Source organism: Paraburkholderia sp. D1E (assembly GCF_052682275.1).
Window position 1 is genome coordinate 9,262,190 of sequence record NZ_JBQYMB010000001.1, and the last position, 17,496, is coordinate 9,279,685.

Sequence of the window (17,496 nt, forward strand, 5' to 3'; positions counted from 1 at the left end):
TGGGGTTGGTGCGACGCAATAACTTTTTAAGGGAAAACCCGATATCGTGCCAAATTGTCGCAGTTTGAGGCGAGACGAGCGCCTGGCGGGGCTTCCAACCTACGGGGAAGCGCAATGACAGAGCAAGAACCGGGGCGTAGTGTGTCGGCATGCGGCCTACATTGGTGAGCATCGACACCGTCTTTCCGGGACCATCATGAACCGCACCGACCATACCGATATCGACGCCGAAACCGCCGCCGGCACCACCAGCTGGGCCACCGACGCCGAGCGTTGGGAAGCCGTCACCCGCCGCGAGGCGCAGGCCGACGGCGCGTTCTTCTACGCGGTCAGAACGACGGGCGTGTTCTGCCGCCCCTCGTGCGCATCGCGCCAGCCGCGCCGCGAAAATGTTACTTTCTTCACTGACGCAGACGCCGCGCGCGCCGCGGGCTATCGCGATTGCAAGCGTTGCCAGCCCGGCGGCCTGCCGCGCGAGCTGGAGATCGTCAATCGCGCCTGCGCCGCGCTAGATGCCGATCCGCAGCAGCGCCTCACGCTCGCACAATTGAGCGACGCCGTGCACGTCAGCCCGTTCCACTTGCAGCGTCTGTTCAAGCGCGTGGTGGGTGTGTCGCCGCGGCAGTATCAGGCCGCGCAGCGCGGCGCCGCATTGCGCGACGCGCTGCAGAGCGGTTCGGACGTGACGCGCGCCACGCTCGATGCCGGCTTCGGCTCGCCGTCGCGGATGTACGACAGCGCCTCGGTGGAATTGGGTATGGCGCCGTCCGCGTTTCGTCGCAAAGGCGCGGGGCTCACCGTGCGTTACGCCAGCGCATCGACCTCGCTCGGCTTCGTGCTTGTCGCCGCAACCGACAAAGGCATCTGCAAAATCGGTTTCGGCGACGACGCCGCGATACTCGCCGAGGATCTGCGCGGCGAGTTCGCCAACGCCGAGCTGGTCGAGGACGCAACGCGCCTCGCACCGTTCATCGCCCAGATCGACGCCTATCTGCGCGGTACCCGTCAGGACTTCGATCTGCCTTTGGATATCGCCGCCACCGCATTCCGCCAACGTGTATGGGACGCGCTGCGGCGCATTCCCTACGGCGAGACGCGCAGCTATTCCCAGATTGCGGAAGCGGTCGGCTCGCCGCGGGCCGTGCGCGCGGTCGCGAGCGCGTGCGCGACGAATCCGGTTGCGTTGGCGATCCCATGTCATCGGGTGCTGCAAAAGGGCGGTGCGCTGGCAGGGTATCGCTGGGGCCTGCCGCGCAAGGCCGCATTGCTCGACAACGAAGCACGGCACGCGGGCGACGTTTCGCCCGATAAACCCGATCGCCGCGAGCACGCAGCCAATGCAACCACCACCGACATGGACCACGCTGCGTGAGCACGCTTGACGACGTCGCAACACTCGAACTACCGTTCAAACCACCCTTCGACTGGCCGCGTCTGCTGCGCTTTTTCGGCGGACGTGCGACGCCCGGCGTCGAAGCGGTCGAAGACGGCACCTATCGCCGCGCGATCGATTGGGCCGGCGACAGCGGCACGCTGACCGTGCGCCTGCATCCGCGCAAGCGCTGCATCGTCGCCAACATCCAAGGTCCCGCGAGCCATCATGCCGACGCGCTCGCCGCGCCGATCGCGAGAATGTTCGACCTGCTCGCCGACCCGAAGAAGATCGGCAACGAACTATCCGCCGACCCATGGCTCGCGCCGTTGATCGACGCCGTGCCTGGCTTGCGTGTGCCAGGCGCGTGGTCGGGTTTCGAACTGGTGGTGCGCGCCATTGTCGGGCAGCAGGTCAGCGTGAAGGCGGCGACCACGATCATCGGACGGCTGGTGCAGCGCGCCGGCGAACGTATCGAAGGTCATCCGCATGAGAACACCGCGTGGCGCTTTCCGACACCCGCCGCGCTCGCGACTGTGGAACTGGAAAAGATCGGCATGCCGGGTAAACGCGTAGCGGCGTTGCAAGGCTTCGCGCAAGCGGTCGCTTCAGGCGAGGTGCCGCTCGACAGCAGCATCGCCGACGCCGACAGCCTGCGTGCAGCGTTACTCGCCCTGCCTGGCATCGGTCCATGGACAGTCGAGTATGTGGCGATGCGCGCCTGGCGCGATGCTGACGCGTGGCCCGCATGGGACCTCGTGCTGATGCAGTCGATCTGCGCCCGCGATCCCTCGCTCGTGCGGCCCACGCAGCAACGCATCCGCACCGACGCGTGGCGGCCGTGGCGCGCGTATGCGGCGATGCATCTGTGGAACGAGGTGGCGGATCGGGCGGGGGCCGCGCGCGGCGGCTGAGAGAGTATCGCGGGCAGGGAGAGCGAGGCAGCATGATGTAGCGACCAGGCCGGCGCCCCCATGCGGTGACTAAGGTCATACGACACTCAGGGAGCACCGCCGCACAGGCTGGCGGACCGGGGCTAGCGTCCTCGCGTGGCGGCTAAGGTCGTACACCAACCGGGGACAAGCGCGGATCGCGCCTCAGGCGCGTGATGGATAGAGTGACAAGGCAAAGGGCAGGCCGATTCATCCTGAAAATAGGCAGAGTTGAGCGGTCCGAGGGCCGGCCGAAGCGGCCTCAAGCAGCCGCCGTGGCGAGATGTTAAAGTGCCCGCTACCCGAAAATTCCGCCGAACGTTGTCAACCGCGCAGTGCTGCACATAAGCAGTGAAGCGGCACATGGCGGCCGACAACGCCCGACTCGCATCAATGCCAAACACGACATCCTCCCGCACGAACGACTCGTTCTCGCACCGCCTTTCCGTGCTGACCTCAGGCCCGCAGCGCGATGCGCTGGTACGTGGCTTGCGCGGCATCGAAAAGGAAAGCCTGCGCGTGACGCACGACGGCAAGCTCGCCATGACGCCGCATCCGCGCGTGCTCGGTTCGGCACTCACGCATCCGTCGCTCACCACCGACTATTCCGAAGCGCTGCTCGAACTGATCACGCCGGCTGAGCACGACGTCGCGATCACACTCGAGAAGCTCGATACGCTGCATCGTTTTGTCTACGCAGAACTCGGCGACGAGATCTTGTGGAATAGCTCCATGCCGGGCCTGCTGCCCGAAACAGACGACGGTATTCCGATCGCGCGCTACGGATCGTCGAATATCGGCAAACTGAAGTACGTCTACCGCATTGGCCTGGCGCTCCGTTACGGCCGCACCATGCAGTGCATTGCGGGCATCCACTACAACTATTCGCTGAACGAAGAAGTGTGGCGCGTGTTGCATGCCGATCAGCAATCCACGGCAACCGCCGTCGATTTTCAGTCCGACCGCTACCTCGCGCTGATCCGCAATTTCCGCCGCAGCAACTGGCTGTTGATGTACCTGTTCGGCGCGTCGCCGGCTCTGGATCGCCGCTTCCTGCGCGATCGCCAACACACGCTCGAAACGTTCGACGCCGACACGCTGTATCGCCCGTATGCGACCAGTTTGCGCATGAGCGATCTCGGCTACTCGAACACCACCGCGCAAGCCGCGCTGCACGCCGACTACGACACGCTGCCGGGCTACCTCGATGCGCTCGCGAAGGCCGTGAGCCAGCCGTACCCCGCGTATGAGGCGATCGGCACGCAACGCGACGGTGAGTGGGTGCAGATCAACACGAACGTGCTGCAGATCGAAAACGAGTTTTATTCGACGATTCGTCCGAAGCGTGTCACGTATCCGGGCGAGCGTCCGCTGCATGCATTGGCTGCGCGTGGTGTGCAGTATGTCGAAGTGCGCTGCATGGACATCGATCCATTTGAGCCCACCGGCATTTCGCTGGAGACCTCGCGTTTTCTCGATGCTTACCTGCTGGTCTGCGCGCTCGACGACAGCGCGCCGCTGCCGCCGGACGCGTATGCGGAGGCGAATCAGAACTTCGGCCGCGTGACGATGGAAGGCCGCAAGCCGGGCCTTGAACTGACGCGCGACAGCCGACCGGTTGCGATGCTGGATTGGGCAAACGAATTGCTCGTCAAGATCGACGCAGCCGCGGCAACGCTGGATGCGTTGCACGGTGGCGACGCGCATGCGCGCGCCGTGGCCGTTCAGCGCGCGAAACTGGCGGATGCCTCGCTGACGCCGTCCGCGCGCGTATTGCAGACGATGCGCGCCAAGCAGCAGAGTTTCCTCGCGTTCAGCCTCGAGCAAAGCGAAGCGCACGCCGCCTGGTTCCGCTCGCGTCCGCTAGACGCCGCGCAGACAAAGGAATTCACCGACCTCGCTGCACAATCGCTGGCAGAGCAAGCCAAACTTGAACAGGAAGAGGTCGGTTCATTCGACGCGTTTGTCGCGGCATACCGGGCGTACACCCTGAACCGCTTTAGCGTCTAAACGACGAACGTAGGCCGTGGCCTGATGCCGTTCAGTTAACACTGAAACTGAACGGCATTTTCATTTGTGAAGCAGAGAGCGGCCTTGAGGGCCGCTTTTTTATTGCGCACAGGTAACGTCTACGCAAATCGCGTGCTGGATGTCCTACCACACCGGCAAAATCTCCGCTTGTTTGACGATTCGCGGATGCGTATGAAACACCGCGCCGGGGACGCTGTCCAACTTGAATGACACGCTCCAGAGAGGGAGGCTTCAACGTGATGAAAAAAGGTCTGTTGGCCGGGCTATGCCTGGTGGCGACGGCGGGATGTTCGACGCAGGGGCAGGTCAACCCGGACGTCATGCAGGTCGCGACAACGCCGTTGACGTGTTCGAACAAAGCCGAGTGTGATGTCTGGTGGCAGCGTGCGCAGACGTGGGTAACGAGCCATTCGAAGTACAAGGTCGAATCTGCGACGGACACGTTGATCCAGACTGCCGGCCCGGACGGCGGCAAGCGCGCCTTGGCGTACCAGATTACGCGCACACCGAACCCGGACGGCACGGCGACGATCGGGTTTGCCGCGCATTGCGACGGCTCTTTGGGTTGCAAACCGAACCCATGGGAAGCGGGCGCCGATTTCAAGGAATACGTACGAGGCACGGTGACGTCCGCGCCGCAGAGCGGCGAAAAACCCTCGCAACCTGCGCCAACAGCTATGCACCCGGACACATCAGGACAATCGATCCCGGGAACGAGTGGGGAAGCGATAACGCAGTGAGGGGAGGAAGGCGAAACGATAACGCGGTCAGCGAGGAGAGAAAGCGCTCACGCATGAAACGCGGGTGGGGCACTGAGAACAATCCGCCGCCCAAAATGCGGCAAGGCAGTTCAAGAAGTCCCCATCGGCGCGCGCAGCGCCGCCGGAAGTATGACGCCCTTGTCACTAACGTGGAATGTGCGAGAGGACAGATTCCAGATGCACCACTACCGCGACTGTGCGGGGGCCTCACTTAAGAATTAGCGGTGTGAGCCGCTTTCTCTTGCTTACTTCTCTTTGCGGCGGCAAAGAGAAGTAAGTGCCCGCCCCGCACAGGGGCAACGCTAATAAACCAATAACAATTCAAGGAAAGGCCAAAGAAGCCAGACCAGGGAAAAGCCAACACCATAAAACCACAACCAACAAGCGCCGCACAGGCAAAAAAAACCTCAATGCCCCATAGAAGGCCCAACCCCCTTCCTGGGTTTAGTCACCCAAACCAGCACAGCAAGCACAAGAAACCCCGCACAGGAAATCCGGAAGAAATCATTAGTGGCCATCATATAAGCCTGCGCCGTAACGATCTGATTCAACTGCGCGGTGACACCATCACCAGAAAGCCCAAGACTCCCCAACGCATTGGTAAAAGCGTTCGTATTCGCTGAATAAACATTCACCGAATCGGTCAACATCGCATGATGGTAGATCGTATCGTTCTCCCAGTACGTCGTACTGATCGCCGTCCCGATCGCCCCGGACAAAGTCCGAAAAAAGTTCGACAAACCAGACGCACTCGCGAGCCGGTCATCGGACACGCTGGACAACGTAATCGTCGTCATCGGCACGAAGAAGCAGGCGACACCAATGCCTTGCACCAACCGTGGCCAGATCACATGATTGAACGGCACATCGAGCGTAAAAGTCGAGTTCCAGAACGACACGAACGCAAACACGATGAACGCAAAACTCGCCACCATGCGCAGGTTCAGCCGATGCATATTCTTGCCGATCATCGGCGACAAAAACAGCGCAAGAATGCCGACCGGGGCGGTCGCCAAACCGGCCAGTCCAGCGGTGTAACCCATCACGGTCTGCAACCAGAGCGGGAAAATCACCACTGACCCGAAGAACGCCATAAACCCGAACGAAATAATCACCACGCCGAGCGCGAAGTTACGATCCTTGAATAGCGAGAGATCGACGACGGGTTCCTTGTCCGTCATCTCCCACACCAGCAGGAACGCAATCGACACCACCGCGATAATCGCCAGTGTGACGATAAACGTCGAGTTGAACCAGTCTCGATCCTTGCCAAAATCGAGCACCATCTGCAGACACGACACGCCGATCACGAGCAACGCGAGTCCGACCGCGTCGATCCGCTGTTTGGTGACCTTGGTCTCGCGGCCGCGCAGCAACAGGAACGCGCACACCGCCGAGAACAACCCGATCGGCACGTTGATGTAGAAGATCCACGGCCATGTGTAGTTGTCGGTGATGTAGCCGCCCATCACAGGCCCGAAAATCGGCGCGCAAATCACGGTCATTGCCCAGAGGCCGAGCGCGAGCCCGCGCTTTTCCGGTGGGTATGAGCGCATGAGAATCGTCTGCGAAAGCGGGACCATCGGCCCCGAGACGAGCCCTTGCAGGAGCCGGAACGCGATCAGCGACTCAAAGTTGTGCGCGAAGCCGCACAGCGCCGAGGCGATCGTGAAAAGCAGAACCGACAGCGTGAACAGCCGCGCTTCGCCGACGCGCCGCGCGAGCCAGCCGGTCAGCGGCACCGCGATCGCCGAGGCCACGGAATACGATGAGATGACCCAGGTGCCCTGACTGGTCGCCACGCCGAGGCTGCCGGAAATGGTCGGCACAGCCACGTTCGCAATCGACGTGTCGAGCACTTCCATGAACGTGCCGAGCGCGAGGCCGACGGTGAGCAACGCCAGCATCCCGCCTTTAAGCGGGGTGAGTTCGGCGGCGGGTAGGGCTTCGGCGGGAGCCGCGGCAGCCATGTGTTTCTCCTCAACTGGGAAAGCTTGTCGCGGCAGCTTTATCGCGCCCACCGAATGGCGCGTTTACATGCTGCATCACCCTCTGCCCAGACAGACATTTTCAAACGATGGCGCGTGCAAAAACGCCTCCTGGTTACTGCCCGCCGTGATCGGGCAACGGCTCTTCGGGTGAATCTTCCAGCGATTCCTGCGACGGTCCGAGCCCGCAACACGCGCTTGCTTCCTCGCCGATGCCGTTCGCAATGAAACGGCCGAGCAGGTCGAGCAAGGCGGCATGGTCCGCGGCGGAAAATCCGCGCAATTGCTCGTTCAACACGGCGGCGCCCAGAGCGGGCAATTGCTGCGCGGCTTCGTGACCCTGCGGCGTCAACTCCAGCTTGACCATCCGGCGGTCGGCGTCACTGCGTGAGCGCACCACAAAGCCTTTCTTTTCAAGGCGATCGAGCAAACGCGTCATCGATCCGCTGTCGTATGACATGACGCGCGACAACTCGAACGGCGTGCTCGCGCGTTGCGCAGACAACAGCAGAATCACACCGATTTGCTGGGTGGTCAGTCCTAACGGTTTCACCGCACGGTCCATCCGCGCGAAAAGCACGTTTCGCGCTTTCGTCAGGTAATAGCCAAGACTCGATTCGAGGTGAATCTCGTCCGCGTTGTAGGGCCCATCGTTCATCGTGTATCCGGGAACATCGTCAAGCAGAACGGATTTTAGCTGCCTAAGCAGACAAGTCAAATTTCATTTCGCGCAGCGCGGGCGGCGCAAAAAACAACACCCTCACTCCGCGCGAAGCAAAGTATCTTGAAATTTAATTGCATAGTCAATATTATTGTAGGCAACGAGTTACGCGCGATCCGCGCCACCCGAGACCATGTTCTGACCGATTGTCTGCACGCCGCAACGGCGCCGTGCGAAAAGGATTTTCCCGATGCTGTACCTCAAAAACACCCTTGGCGGCTTGAGCCGCTCCCTGACCGATTCCGCGCTGAGCACCTTTCAAGGGCCGCATCGCTGGTGGAAACTGGCGTTGTTCGCCGTGCTGTTCGTGCTGCCCGGTGGATCGGTGGGGGTCGCGGTGCTTGCGTGGGCGGAGCATCGGCGGGGGCAGAAGGGGGCTAAGGCGGCCCCAGAGGAATCGGTGGTGTCCTCCGTCGCAGTGTCGAGTGCCGTTGTAGCTACGAGTGCCGCCACCAGCTCTGCGGGCGCTTGCCAGGCGCGCTTAGGTGCGCCGTGTCGGGCTGCGGCTGGAAAGCTGGCCCGGCAGACTACTTCATCGGATTCGCGGGTTTAATTCCTGTCTGATAAAACCGTCCTTCGTTGCCTGAGCGGCGTTTTTGCCGCCCTCAAAGGCAACGAAGCCGGTAATAGCATGTAACCATCCCGACACCCTAAGTAACACACCTCCTTCTCCCCCCGCATTACCCTTTCAGTTTTCCGCGCCTGAGCGGCTCCATACGCTAACATCCCGGCAGAGCCATGATCTCGGCCGGCAGTGCCGCCAACGGCTGCGCTGCGGCGTCCAGAAGGAATCCATTGCATGCAGTTTGATCGAATCTCGCGCGCGCGGGCGATTACGCCCCGCGCCTTGACTATTGCAGTATCGGCGGCCCTCGCCACCCTGCTGGCCAGCTGTGCGGTCGGCCCCGACTACAAAACGCCCGGCGCTGAAATCCCAGCTTCCTACAAGGAAGCCGCCCCCGGCTGGAAAGTCGCCCAGCCGGCGGATCGGCAAGACCGCGGCGACTGGTGGAGCATTTACGAAGACCCGCAACTCAACGCGCTCGAAGACAAGCTGAACGCGTCGAACCAGACCATCGCCCAATTTGCCGCCGCCTACCGGCAAGCTCGCGCGCTGGTCGGCGAAGCACGCGCGGCGTATTTCCCGACTGTCGGTGCTTCGGCAGGCGCCACGCGCTCGGGCAACGGTTCGTCGTCGAGCGGCAACTCCACCACCGCCTCGAGCCGCTCCGGCGTCAGCAACAGCTTCAATGTGCAACTCGATGCAAGCTGGGAGCCGGATCTGTGGGGTTCGGTCACGCGCTCGGTGAATGCGCAGAAAGCCGGTCAGCAAGGCGCGGCCGCCGATCTGGCGAATGCGCGCCTGTCCGCCCAGGCCACGCTCGCGCAAACCTATTTCTCGCTCCGCGCGCTCGACTCCGCCCAGAAGCTGCTCGACGATACCGTCGCGGCCTATCAGCGCTCGCTGCAACTCACGCAGAACCAGTACGCAGCAGGCGTCGCCGCGCGCTCCGACGTGATTCAGGCACAAACGCAGCTGCAATCGGCACAAGCGGCCGCAATCGACAATGGTGTACAGCGCGCGCAGGACGAGCACGCGATCGCCGTCCTTGTCGGCGAACCGGCCTCGATTTTCTCGATTCCGCCGATGCCGCTCACCGCCACACCGCCCGCCGTGCCCGCGCAGATGCCGTCGGCGCTGCTCGAGCGGCGCCCGGATATCGCGTCGGCTGAGCGCAAGGCGGCAGCAGCGAATGAACAGATCGGCGTCGCAATCGCCGCGTTCTTCCCGTCGCTGACACTGTCGGCCACCGGCGGCTTCGAGAATTCGGTGTTCTCGCAATTGCTGACCGCGCCGTCACGCTTCTGGACGCTCGGCCCGCAACTCGCCGCAACGATTTTCGACGCCGGCTTGCGTAAAGCGCAGACCGACGCCGCCCGCGCCGTCTACGATCAGGACGTCGCGACATACCGCCAAACGATTCTAACGGCGTTCCAGGACGTCGAGGACAATCTTGCCTCGCAGCGCATCCTCGAACAGGAAATCGTCGTGCAGCGGCAAGCGGTGGATTCGGCCAGGCAGGCGCTGGCCATCGTCACGAACGAGTACAAGGCGGGTACGGTCGGTTACGTCAACGTGCTGACCGCGCAGACCACCGCCTTCACTGCGGAGCAGAAACTGGAGAGCATCGCCGGGCAGCGGATGGTGTCGTCGGTGGGTCTGGTGAAGGCGCTCGGCGGTGGCTGGGATATAGCGCAAATGAATCGCGAAACGGGCGATGTGGCGGCACCCGCGCCGCTGCCGGCAGCTTCGGCGACGCCTGTGGCACAAAACAGCGCCGCGTCGCAAGCGGCGCAGAGCAACTAGGCGCGCGATTCGCCAGGACAAAACAAAAGAGGCATAGCCGCGAAATGTGGCCATGCCTCTTTTTTTAACCGCGTGACACTCGCGCCAACCCGCGCCTCAGTGCACGAACGTCAACGCGACCGTATCCGGCCCGCTTGGCCGCCCCAGCAGATTCAGCAGTCCTGCGAGATTGTCGCGCGCTTCCGGGGCGGCGCTGGCCGTCCCATGAAACGACGTCGAGGCCGGTGACACGCTGCCATTGCCGGTCAGCATCAGCGGCCCCTTGAGGGTGGTCAGATCCAGCGTGGACGACACACCCTGCGCCTGAAACAACAGCCGGTATGAACCCAGCGGTTTGACCAGCGAGACGCGCGAACTGACATCGTTCAGCGTCACAGTCAGTTGCCCGAATGCTTCCTGATTGAAGCTGCGCCAATCGGACCATGCGAGACGCACGTCGCCTTGCAGATCGAGCGTATTGAAAGGCGCGCCGAGGCCGCTCAGCAGCGAAGCCGGTACCGCCATCGCACCCGGCGTGACGATGGCGCTGCGCGGGGTGATGTCGACGGTGATCGGATCGGGCATCGCTTCGCTGTGCCGCATGATCATCCGCACACGGCCGGTGAAGAGCGGCCAGAACGCGGTGCGCCATTCGATCCGCCCCGGCAGCAGGCTCGCCGCGCTCATGTCGGAACCAGCGGCAAGCATCAGTGTGGCCGACCCGTGCCACAGCGAGCCGGCTGGGTCGACGAGATTGATGTGGCCACGGGTCTGTTTGGCGAACTGCGGTGTGATCCAGGCGGCCGGCAACAACGTGAGCATCACGGCCGCGCTCGCCAGTATCGCGACCACCAGCCAGGGGAGCGCGACGCGCAGGCGCCGCATCCAGTAATTCATGCGAGATCCTGTAGCGGCGCGGTCATTTCGCGGTAGACGGCTGCAACGACGCCATCAGATCCACCTGGCCGTCTTCCTTGAGCGCGGTCACGTGCGCCTCGGCGACCTGCACCTTGAACTGCTTGCGCGCATCGTCGACCCAGCTCGTCCACGCCGGGAACGACGCGTTCTTCATCTGGATCTGCACCGCGTTGCCGATCACCTGCACCTGGGTCGCGGCAAGACCGTGATCGCTGAGCGAGGCGGTGAGCGCGTCCTTCAGCGCAGCGCCGGTCGGCGCCACACCTTGAGCCGCGGCGGAGAGCTGGCGCGCTTCATTCGACTGCGCGGTCATCTGCGCCAGCTGACGCTGCAACGTAGGCAGCGATTCACGCAGATGCGCGCGGCCATCCTGCGCCGCGCCCACAGCACCGACCACGCGATCACCACGGCCAGCACGCCACCGCCCCATGCCAGCAGCGTTTTTTCGCGCTCGGTGCGCTGGTCCCAGAATCCAGCCCAGCTTTGGGCGAGTTCAGCTTTCATTGTCCGTTCCTGATGGTCCACTTGCCGGTGTTGCTATCGATCGCGCCGGTCAACCCGTTGCGCGCGAGGCGCTTGGCGAAATCGGCATCGAGTTTCACTTCGGGCTTGAAGGTCACATCGAGCCGCCGGTCGTGATAGTCAAGCGCGGCGATGCCGTTGACCGGCACCGGCGCCAACGAACGCGCGAGACCGTCGGCGAGCGACAGAAAATCGTCCGGCGACAGCTCACCCGCCGCCACCCGCAACTGCTGCAACTGGCGCGACATCTGATCGGGCGCATCGAGCACAACCGTCGTCTTGGGGAAGGTGTTGAGGAACAGCTCGGTCATCTGCGTGTTGATCGCGTCGCGCTGGCGCACGAGCATCAGCCACTGCACGTTCGCACCAATGATCGCGATCACCAGCGCGGCAACTGCCAGCATGACCGGCAGGCGCAGACGCCGCAGCGTCGCGCGGTCGAGCCGCCACGGCTGCGAGGCGAACTCGAATTGACACAGATCGAAGCGGCATTCCAGCGCACGACGCGCAAGTTGCTCGAAGGGCAGCGGGCTGGCCCCATGGATATGGGCAGCGAGCCTTGCGGGGCCGGTTGCAGCAAGACTCGGCTCGTTGCCGGGCGCCTCAGTCAGCATGTACAACGAAACTGGCGCCGCACCGGCGAGTGCGGCAAGCGTCGCGTTCACGGCGTTAGCCGGTACTGCCAGCCCTTCGCCTTGCACGCCGCGCGCGATAGCCAGTTCGACGCGCGGCGCGCCGCTGACCACCGCGCTTTCAATCGCGCCTTCGAGCAGCAACGCGGGCGCGGTCTGGACGACGGCGCCGAGCACGGCCGCCACCATCGGCACCGCCGACGCGACGCCCGGCGCCACCACGGGCGCCACGCCCGGCAGCGACGTCGCCACGCTAGCCGAGCCCGCCATGACCGGCTCGCCCGCGTTGACCATTTCCGCGACCTCGGCGGGTGTATCGAGTGCGACTGCTTGCGGCAGGCAGCGCGTAACCGGCACGGCGCGCACGCTGCGGTGCCCGGCTGCGGCAAAGCCCTCGCAGATGAAGCGGAACCAGCCCCGGTCGATGATCGCGAGCAATTGCCGGCCGCCCGCGACCGGCTGCGGGTCGACGGCGATGTGGCAGGTTTGCGGGTCCTGGATCAGCTGATCCTCGACGATATTCGGCAACGCCTGACGCAGCCGGGGGCCGCGCAATGGCGGCAGCTTGGCGGGCATCATCAGCAGGTCGCGGGCGGCGACCATCAGCACCGTCGACGAAGCGCGCGGCAGCAGCGCGAGCGCCGAGCGGCCCGTGCGTTGGGTGCGGCCCGACTTGTCGAGCAGGACGAACGGCAGGTCCGGCAGTTGCCATTCCTGCGATGGCACCGCCGGATCACGCGGCGGCAATAGAACGATCAGCGTGCTCAAAGGCCACTCTCTCTGGGAAAGGCGTTATTCATAGTTGGTCTTGTACCCGCACGATACGCGTAGTGTGAGTCAATGCGTCGCGATAGACGAGGGTCGTGCGGTCCACTTCCGCGCGTTCGTGCTGCACGCGGCCGTGGATCAGAAAGTAATTCGTGTTGACGTCCATGTCGCTTGGATCGATCGCGATCGACTGTACGCCGGCGCCGGTCAAGGCGAGTTGCACATCGCTCACGTTATGGAAAAACACCGTCTGCCGGCGCGCGACGAAGGCTTGTGCGGACGACAGACTCATTCCCGGCACGATTGCCGCGATCACTTCGGCGGAGGCCGTATTCATGTTGACAGCCGATACGGTCGGCAGCACGGTGACGAACGGCCGCAAGCGCGCGATCATTTCCGGCGTATAGCCGGGGACGTCGAGCAGCGAATCGACGCTGATCATTTGCAGCGGCGCGAGCGCCGCGTTGTCGTCGCCATCTTCCATACCGGGTTTATCGGTGAAGCTGCCACCAGTGGCGCCGCCCTGCGGGGTCGGGGTCGCTGTTGTCCCGGTAGTGGACGTGACTGTCTGGAAGCGTGTCGCCGATTGAGCGAGGCTCGCGCGGACCTGGACGGCGGTGTTTTTTGCCAGTTGGCTGTTCACGCCGAGGGACACGAGCAAACGCTGATAGGCGCCGATCTGTTCCGTGTTCAGTTGCATGACGCCCGGCGCTGGGCTCGAGACCAGATTGCGGAGGTTGAATTTCGCCTGGGCGTCTTCGATCGAACCTGAGAGATAGGTTGCCTGACCTTGCTCGGCTCTGACTTCACCTATTTGCCCGAGGAAATCCGACAGTCGTGTTTTGGCGATGGGGACGCCCCAAAGGCCGCCCAGATAGGTGATGCCTGCTGAGGTGTCGCCCTCCGAGCGGAGAATCAGGCGCGTCCAGTCGAGCGCGCCTCGTGCGACCCATTGCGCCTGGGATAGGAGGCGCTGGTTTTCTATTCTGCGGATTTGGACTTGCTGGCGCCAGAGCATGCCGGATACCAGGATCGCTGATAGCGCGACTACTAGTAGGGCGCTGATGATTGCTACGCCTTGTTGTTTTGTCTGCGGATGCTTTTCTGGCTGTGCGCCTGCGGCGTTGGCCTTTCCTTGGTTTGCCTGCGGGCGCTTTCCTGGCTGTACGCCTGCGGCGTTGGCCTTTCCTTGTTTTGATATCGGTTTATTAGCTTTCCCCCTGTGCGGGGGGGCACCTACTTTTCTTTGCCTGCTGCAAAGAAAAGTAGGCAAAAGAAAGCAGCTCAAACCGCTAGCTCTTAAGCGGGTCCCCTGGCTTGGAGGGGGCAGTGGTCCATCTGGAATCTGTGCCCCCGTATCCTCAACCCGGAGCGACAAAGCCGTCATACTTCCCGCCTCGCGCTGCGCGCTCGCCGGACGGGTTTGCCTGGAAAACCAGTGGCTTCGTTTGGGGGGGGTGGGGGCCGTTGGCTTCGCCTCGGCGGGGCGCCTATCCGCTTTTTCTGCAGATGCCTGTGCGTGGGGCAAAGTGCGTACAGCTGAAAGGCGTGTCACGTCGAAACGATCGGATGATGAGAGCACAAGCGCTGATGGGAGCAGCCGTGCCTCCCCGCCTGCAAAGGCGATAGCCGCCGGGGCACGGGTGCCAGAAAAACCAAACGCAGTGCCCATCGAGGCGTGAGTGTCGGAAACGCCAAAGATGGCGCCCGGTGCACAAGCATCAGAAGCACCCCGTGTTTTTCGTGATGTGCCGCTCGGCGCGCGCAGCGCCGCCGGAACGGATGACTGCCTTGTCACGAACATTGAATGTGCGTGGGCACCGATTCCAGATGCACCACTGCCGTTAGCTGCGCGGGGGACCCGCTTAGCATTAGCGGTTTGAGCCGCTTTCTTTTGCCTACTTTTCTTTGCGGCGGCAAAGAAAAGTAGGTGCCCGCCCCGCACAGGGGCGACACAAATAGACCGATAAGAAAACAAGGAAAGGCCAACGCCATAAGAGCGCAGACAAAGACAAACACGCCGAGCAGGCAAAGAATCGAAAAAACGGCACGGCCGCACGCACCCAAACCCAGAGCGTCGCGGAGACAACAAAGACACCAAAACCCCAGACCATCGCGGAGACAAAAAAGAGAACTTCATATTCATTCTCCGACGAGAAAAACCCGCGTAACAGGCCGCGCCAACGACTTAGCCCCAACACTCACTTCCAGCCCGGTCACCGACCGCGGCAGCGGCGCATTCCCCAACTGGGGCACCTTCAAATTATTGTCGTTCTCCGTGATAGCACTCTGCACATCCTTCATCTGCGTGGTCCAGCCAACCTTCGGCACATAAAGACGGGCAGAAATAGCACCGACCCCACCCATCAAAGGCACCGCCGTCCAGCCATCTCCCTCACCACCGCGCAGCGCGCGCCGCAACTCGCCCACATTCCCCAACGGCGGCGATGCATACCGAACCACGCGACCCTCGGACACGCGATACCTCACCACCTGCAAACGCGGCGCCGTCCCCGGCAACAATGTCTCCCGCACGATCTGCAGCACGCTGCCTGAAACCGATACCGCCGCCTGTCCGGATTCATCATCCGACGCGGCCTGCCGTGCATCGATCCGCATCTGGTCGAATAACTGCGCAAAGACGCGCTCCTCTTCCATCGCGCTCGTGATCGTCTGTCGACCGCGAATGATCTGATCGAGCCCGCGCCACGACAGCACGGCAATCACCGCCATGATCGCAATCGCGACCAGCAACTCGATCAGCGTGAAACCACGCGCGCCCGATCGGCTACGGCGCTTAGAGCGAACGGTTGTTTTCATTCGCGACCACCGTAACCATCTGCGCAAGATTGCCGGAACGCCCTGGCATCGTCACCATCACTTCCACTCGACGAAACACCGGATTCGGCGTCGCCGTCACATGCTCGGTACAGATCAACTGCAAATTGCCCTGCGAACAGTCGAAACTCGTCGAGCCGACGTTCGGCCAGCCATGCGTCAAATGCAATTGCGCCAGCGTATTGTCCGCGCTCCATCCCGCAAGCAGACGACGATGCAAATCGGCTTCGCCATTCGCAAGACTCCCCACCGCGCGCAACGACGCCGCCAAGGCAATCGCGATAATCGCCAGCGCCACCAGCACTTCAATCATCGTAAAACCGCGCTGCGATACGCGCGCGCCCATGTCCCTGCAACGACGCATCTCAGTGCACCTCATAGCGGCCATTGCCGGTGCCGACGATCGTCGCGCGCCCCGCCGCCGAAAACAGCGTGATCTGCACCGGCACGTCGATCGCTTCGGTGCCGAACACGACACGGCTCGGGTGCGAATCCGACCCGGGGTAATTGATCGTTACGCCGGTCACGCCACCTTCCCAGTTGCGCGGTCCAAGCAGATCGTCACGCAGCGGACGCCAGCCGTCTTCGGTACGCATATCGAAGCGAAAGCCGCCATCGAGCGGTTGCCAGGCGATCGGCCGTGCGCGCACCTGCGCTTCGTCGCCGGCCGACTCGAACAGCAGCGCGAGACGCTGCGCTTCTTCGTTCAGATCGGTGCGCGGGTTGCGGGTCATCGTCAGCGCGGTCAGCGATACCAGAATGCCCGCGATCACCAGCACCACCATCATTTCCAGCAGCGTGAAACCCGCCGCGCGCTTCGGGCCACCAGCGCGTAAGCCACGTGGCCCACGCACGCGCGTTCCGGCGCACGCCATGCCCGGCAGCGGCGCCGTACATGGAGTGTCCACACGGGACTTGCAAGCGGACAGTCGCATAGTGCCGGCCACGAACGATCAACTAAAGATCAGAAAAACAATGAGTCGATAAGACGCGCGGTGGATCGCCAAAAGAGCAGGGCGGTCCGGCGCGCCTGAAAATCAACGGCGCTTGCTGAACTACTGAACTATCGGACTACTGCCACGAACCCACGTCGGCGTCGTTACCTTCGCCGCCCGCTTTACCGTCCGCGCCATAGCTGAACACGTCGATTTCGCCATGCACGCCCGGGTTCAGATATTGATAGCTATTGCCCCACGGATCGTTCGGCAGACGTTCGAGATAACCGCCGTCCTTCCAGTTGTTCGGCACCGGGTCCGTACCCGGCTTTTCGACCAGGGCGCGCAGGCCTTGCTCCTGAGTCGGATAACGGCCGTTGTCGAGACGGTAGAGTTTCAGTGCCTGCATCACGGTGCCAATGTCCTGCTTGGCGGCCACGCGCCGCGCTTCGTCCGGACGGCTCATGATTTTCGGCACGATCAATGCGGCGAGAATGCCCAGAATCGCGATCACGACCATGATTTCAATCAGCGTGAAACCGCGTTGACGACGGCTGCGCGGACCCGCGATTTCAGTACGGCGAGTGGTCGACAGTTGCATAGCTTGCTACCTCTTTTCAGGTGAAATTTTCGATCGGGCGGGATTCGCGTGTCAGACAATCAGGGTGCCATTGAACACGCCCGGCCGGTCATTTTAATGTCATGTAGTTGAAGGGTTGCGAGAAACCGCC

Annotated in this window: 15 protein-coding genes and 1 pseudogene; 6 read left to right on the forward strand and 10 right to left on the reverse strand. The window is 62.8% G+C overall.

Annotated features, from left to right (window positions below; translation table 11 throughout):
- Nucleotides 1-196: 196 nt before the first annotated feature.
- The 4 genes from ada (at nucleotide 197) to ACUN0E_RS41605 (ending at nucleotide 5,075) form a co-directional block, all read left to right on the forward strand.
- Nucleotides 197-1,372, forward strand: a complete 1,176-nt coding sequence (gene ada, locus ACUN0E_RS41590) for a bifunctional DNA-binding transcriptional regulator/O6-methylguanine-DNA methyltransferase Ada (protein ID WP_445570209.1) — start codon at nucleotides 197-199, stop codon at nucleotides 1,370-1,372.
- Nucleotides 1,369-2,286 carry a DNA-3-methyladenine glycosylase family protein gene (locus tag ACUN0E_RS41595; RefSeq protein WP_445570210.1) on the forward strand — a complete coding sequence of 306 codons (918 nt, stop codon included), beginning with the start codon at nucleotides 1,369-1,371 and terminating at the stop codon, nucleotides 2,284-2,286. The genes ada and ACUN0E_RS41595 overlap by 4 nt, the downstream gene beginning before the upstream one ends.
- Before the next feature lie 411 nt (nucleotides 2,287-2,697).
- Nucleotides 2,698-4,314 (forward strand): glutamate--cysteine ligase, encoded by a 1,617-nt coding sequence (gene gshA / locus ACUN0E_RS41600; RefSeq protein WP_445570211.1) that lies wholly within the window; start codon nucleotides 2,698-2,700, stop codon nucleotides 4,312-4,314.
- Between the two features lie 260 nt (nucleotides 4,315-4,574).
- The gene (locus ACUN0E_RS41605; RefSeq protein ID WP_445570212.1) at nucleotides 4,575-5,075 is read left to right on the forward strand and encodes a hypothetical protein; all 501 of its coding nucleotides are present in this window, start codon (nucleotides 4,575-4,577) and stop codon (nucleotides 5,073-5,075) included.
- A gap of 428 nt (nucleotides 5,076-5,503) precedes the next feature.
- On the opposite strand, the gene ACUN0E_RS41610 is transcribed toward ACUN0E_RS41605, so the two are convergent.
- Nucleotides 5,504-7,066 (reverse strand): DHA2 family efflux MFS transporter permease subunit, encoded by a 1,563-nt coding sequence (locus tag ACUN0E_RS41610; RefSeq protein WP_445570213.1) that lies wholly within the window; start codon nucleotides 7,064-7,066, stop codon nucleotides 5,504-5,506.
- Nucleotides 7,067-7,199: 133 nt separating this feature from the next.
- A complete protein-coding gene (locus ACUN0E_RS41615) occupies nucleotides 7,200-7,742 on the reverse strand; it encodes a MarR family winged helix-turn-helix transcriptional regulator (protein ID WP_445570214.1) in 543 nt (180 codons plus the stop codon).
- Between the two features lie 253 nt (nucleotides 7,743-7,995).
- Here ACUN0E_RS41615 and ACUN0E_RS41620 point away from each other — a divergent pair, with 253 nt between their 5' ends.
- Both ACUN0E_RS41620 and ACUN0E_RS41625 read left to right on the forward strand, forming a co-directional pair.
- A complete protein-coding gene (locus tag ACUN0E_RS41620; protein WP_445570215.1) occupies nucleotides 7,996-8,358 on the forward strand; it encodes a hypothetical protein in 363 nt (120 codons plus the stop codon).
- 246 nt (nucleotides 8,359-8,604) lie between these two features.
- Nucleotides 8,605-10,173 (forward strand): efflux transporter outer membrane subunit, encoded by a 1,569-nt coding sequence (locus tag ACUN0E_RS41625; protein ID WP_445570216.1) that lies wholly within the window; start codon nucleotides 8,605-8,607, stop codon nucleotides 10,171-10,173.
- 96 nt (nucleotides 10,174-10,269) lie between these two features.
- Here ACUN0E_RS41625 and ACUN0E_RS41630 read toward each other — a convergent pair whose 3' ends face one another.
- The 8 genes and pseudogenes from ACUN0E_RS41630 to gspG all read right to left on the reverse strand — a co-directional run bounded on the left by ACUN0E_RS41630 (nucleotide 10,270) and on the right by gspG (nucleotide 17,366).
- Nucleotides 10,270-11,049, reverse strand: a complete 780-nt coding sequence (locus ACUN0E_RS41630) for a type II secretion system protein N (protein ID WP_408334924.1) — start codon at nucleotides 11,047-11,049, stop codon at nucleotides 10,270-10,272.
- Between the two features lie 22 nt (nucleotides 11,050-11,071).
- Nucleotides 11,072-11,574 (reverse strand): annotated as a pseudogene (locus ACUN0E_RS41635) (type II secretion system protein M).
- Complete coding sequence (gene gspL, locus ACUN0E_RS41640) at nucleotides 11,571-12,992, reverse strand: type II secretion system protein GspL (protein ID WP_445570217.1); 1,422 nt, start codon at nucleotides 12,990-12,992, stop codon at nucleotides 11,571-11,573. Before gspL ends, ACUN0E_RS41635 begins: the two are co-directional and overlap by 4 nt.
- 28 nt (nucleotides 12,993-13,020) lie before the next feature.
- Entirely contained in the window at nucleotides 13,021-14,061 is a 1,041-nt protein-coding gene (gspK, locus tag ACUN0E_RS41645) for a type II secretion system minor pseudopilin GspK (protein WP_445570606.1), read from the reverse strand.
- 1,073 nt (nucleotides 14,062-15,134) lie between these two features.
- On the reverse strand, nucleotides 15,135-15,812 hold the full coding sequence (locus ACUN0E_RS41650; RefSeq protein ID WP_408334921.1) for a PulJ/GspJ family protein: 678 nt from the start codon (nucleotides 15,810-15,812) through the stop codon (nucleotides 15,135-15,137).
- Nucleotides 15,790-16,194, reverse strand: a complete 405-nt coding sequence (gene gspI, locus ACUN0E_RS41655) for a type II secretion system minor pseudopilin GspI (RefSeq protein WP_408239172.1) — start codon at nucleotides 16,192-16,194, stop codon at nucleotides 15,790-15,792. Before gspI ends, ACUN0E_RS41650 begins: the two co-directional genes overlap by 23 nt.
- A 1-nt stretch (nucleotide 16,195) precedes the next feature.
- Nucleotides 16,196-16,705: a GspH/FimT family pseudopilin gene (locus ACUN0E_RS41660; RefSeq protein WP_445570607.1), complete on the reverse strand. Its 510-nt coding sequence runs from the start codon at nucleotides 16,703-16,705 to the stop codon at nucleotides 16,196-16,198.
- A 196-nt stretch (nucleotides 16,706-16,901) separates the two neighbouring features.
- Nucleotides 16,902-17,366 (reverse strand): type II secretion system major pseudopilin GspG, encoded by a 465-nt coding sequence (gene gspG, locus ACUN0E_RS41665; RefSeq protein WP_408239175.1) that lies wholly within the window; start codon nucleotides 17,364-17,366, stop codon nucleotides 16,902-16,904.
- Nucleotides 17,367-17,496 lie beyond the last annotated feature (130 nt).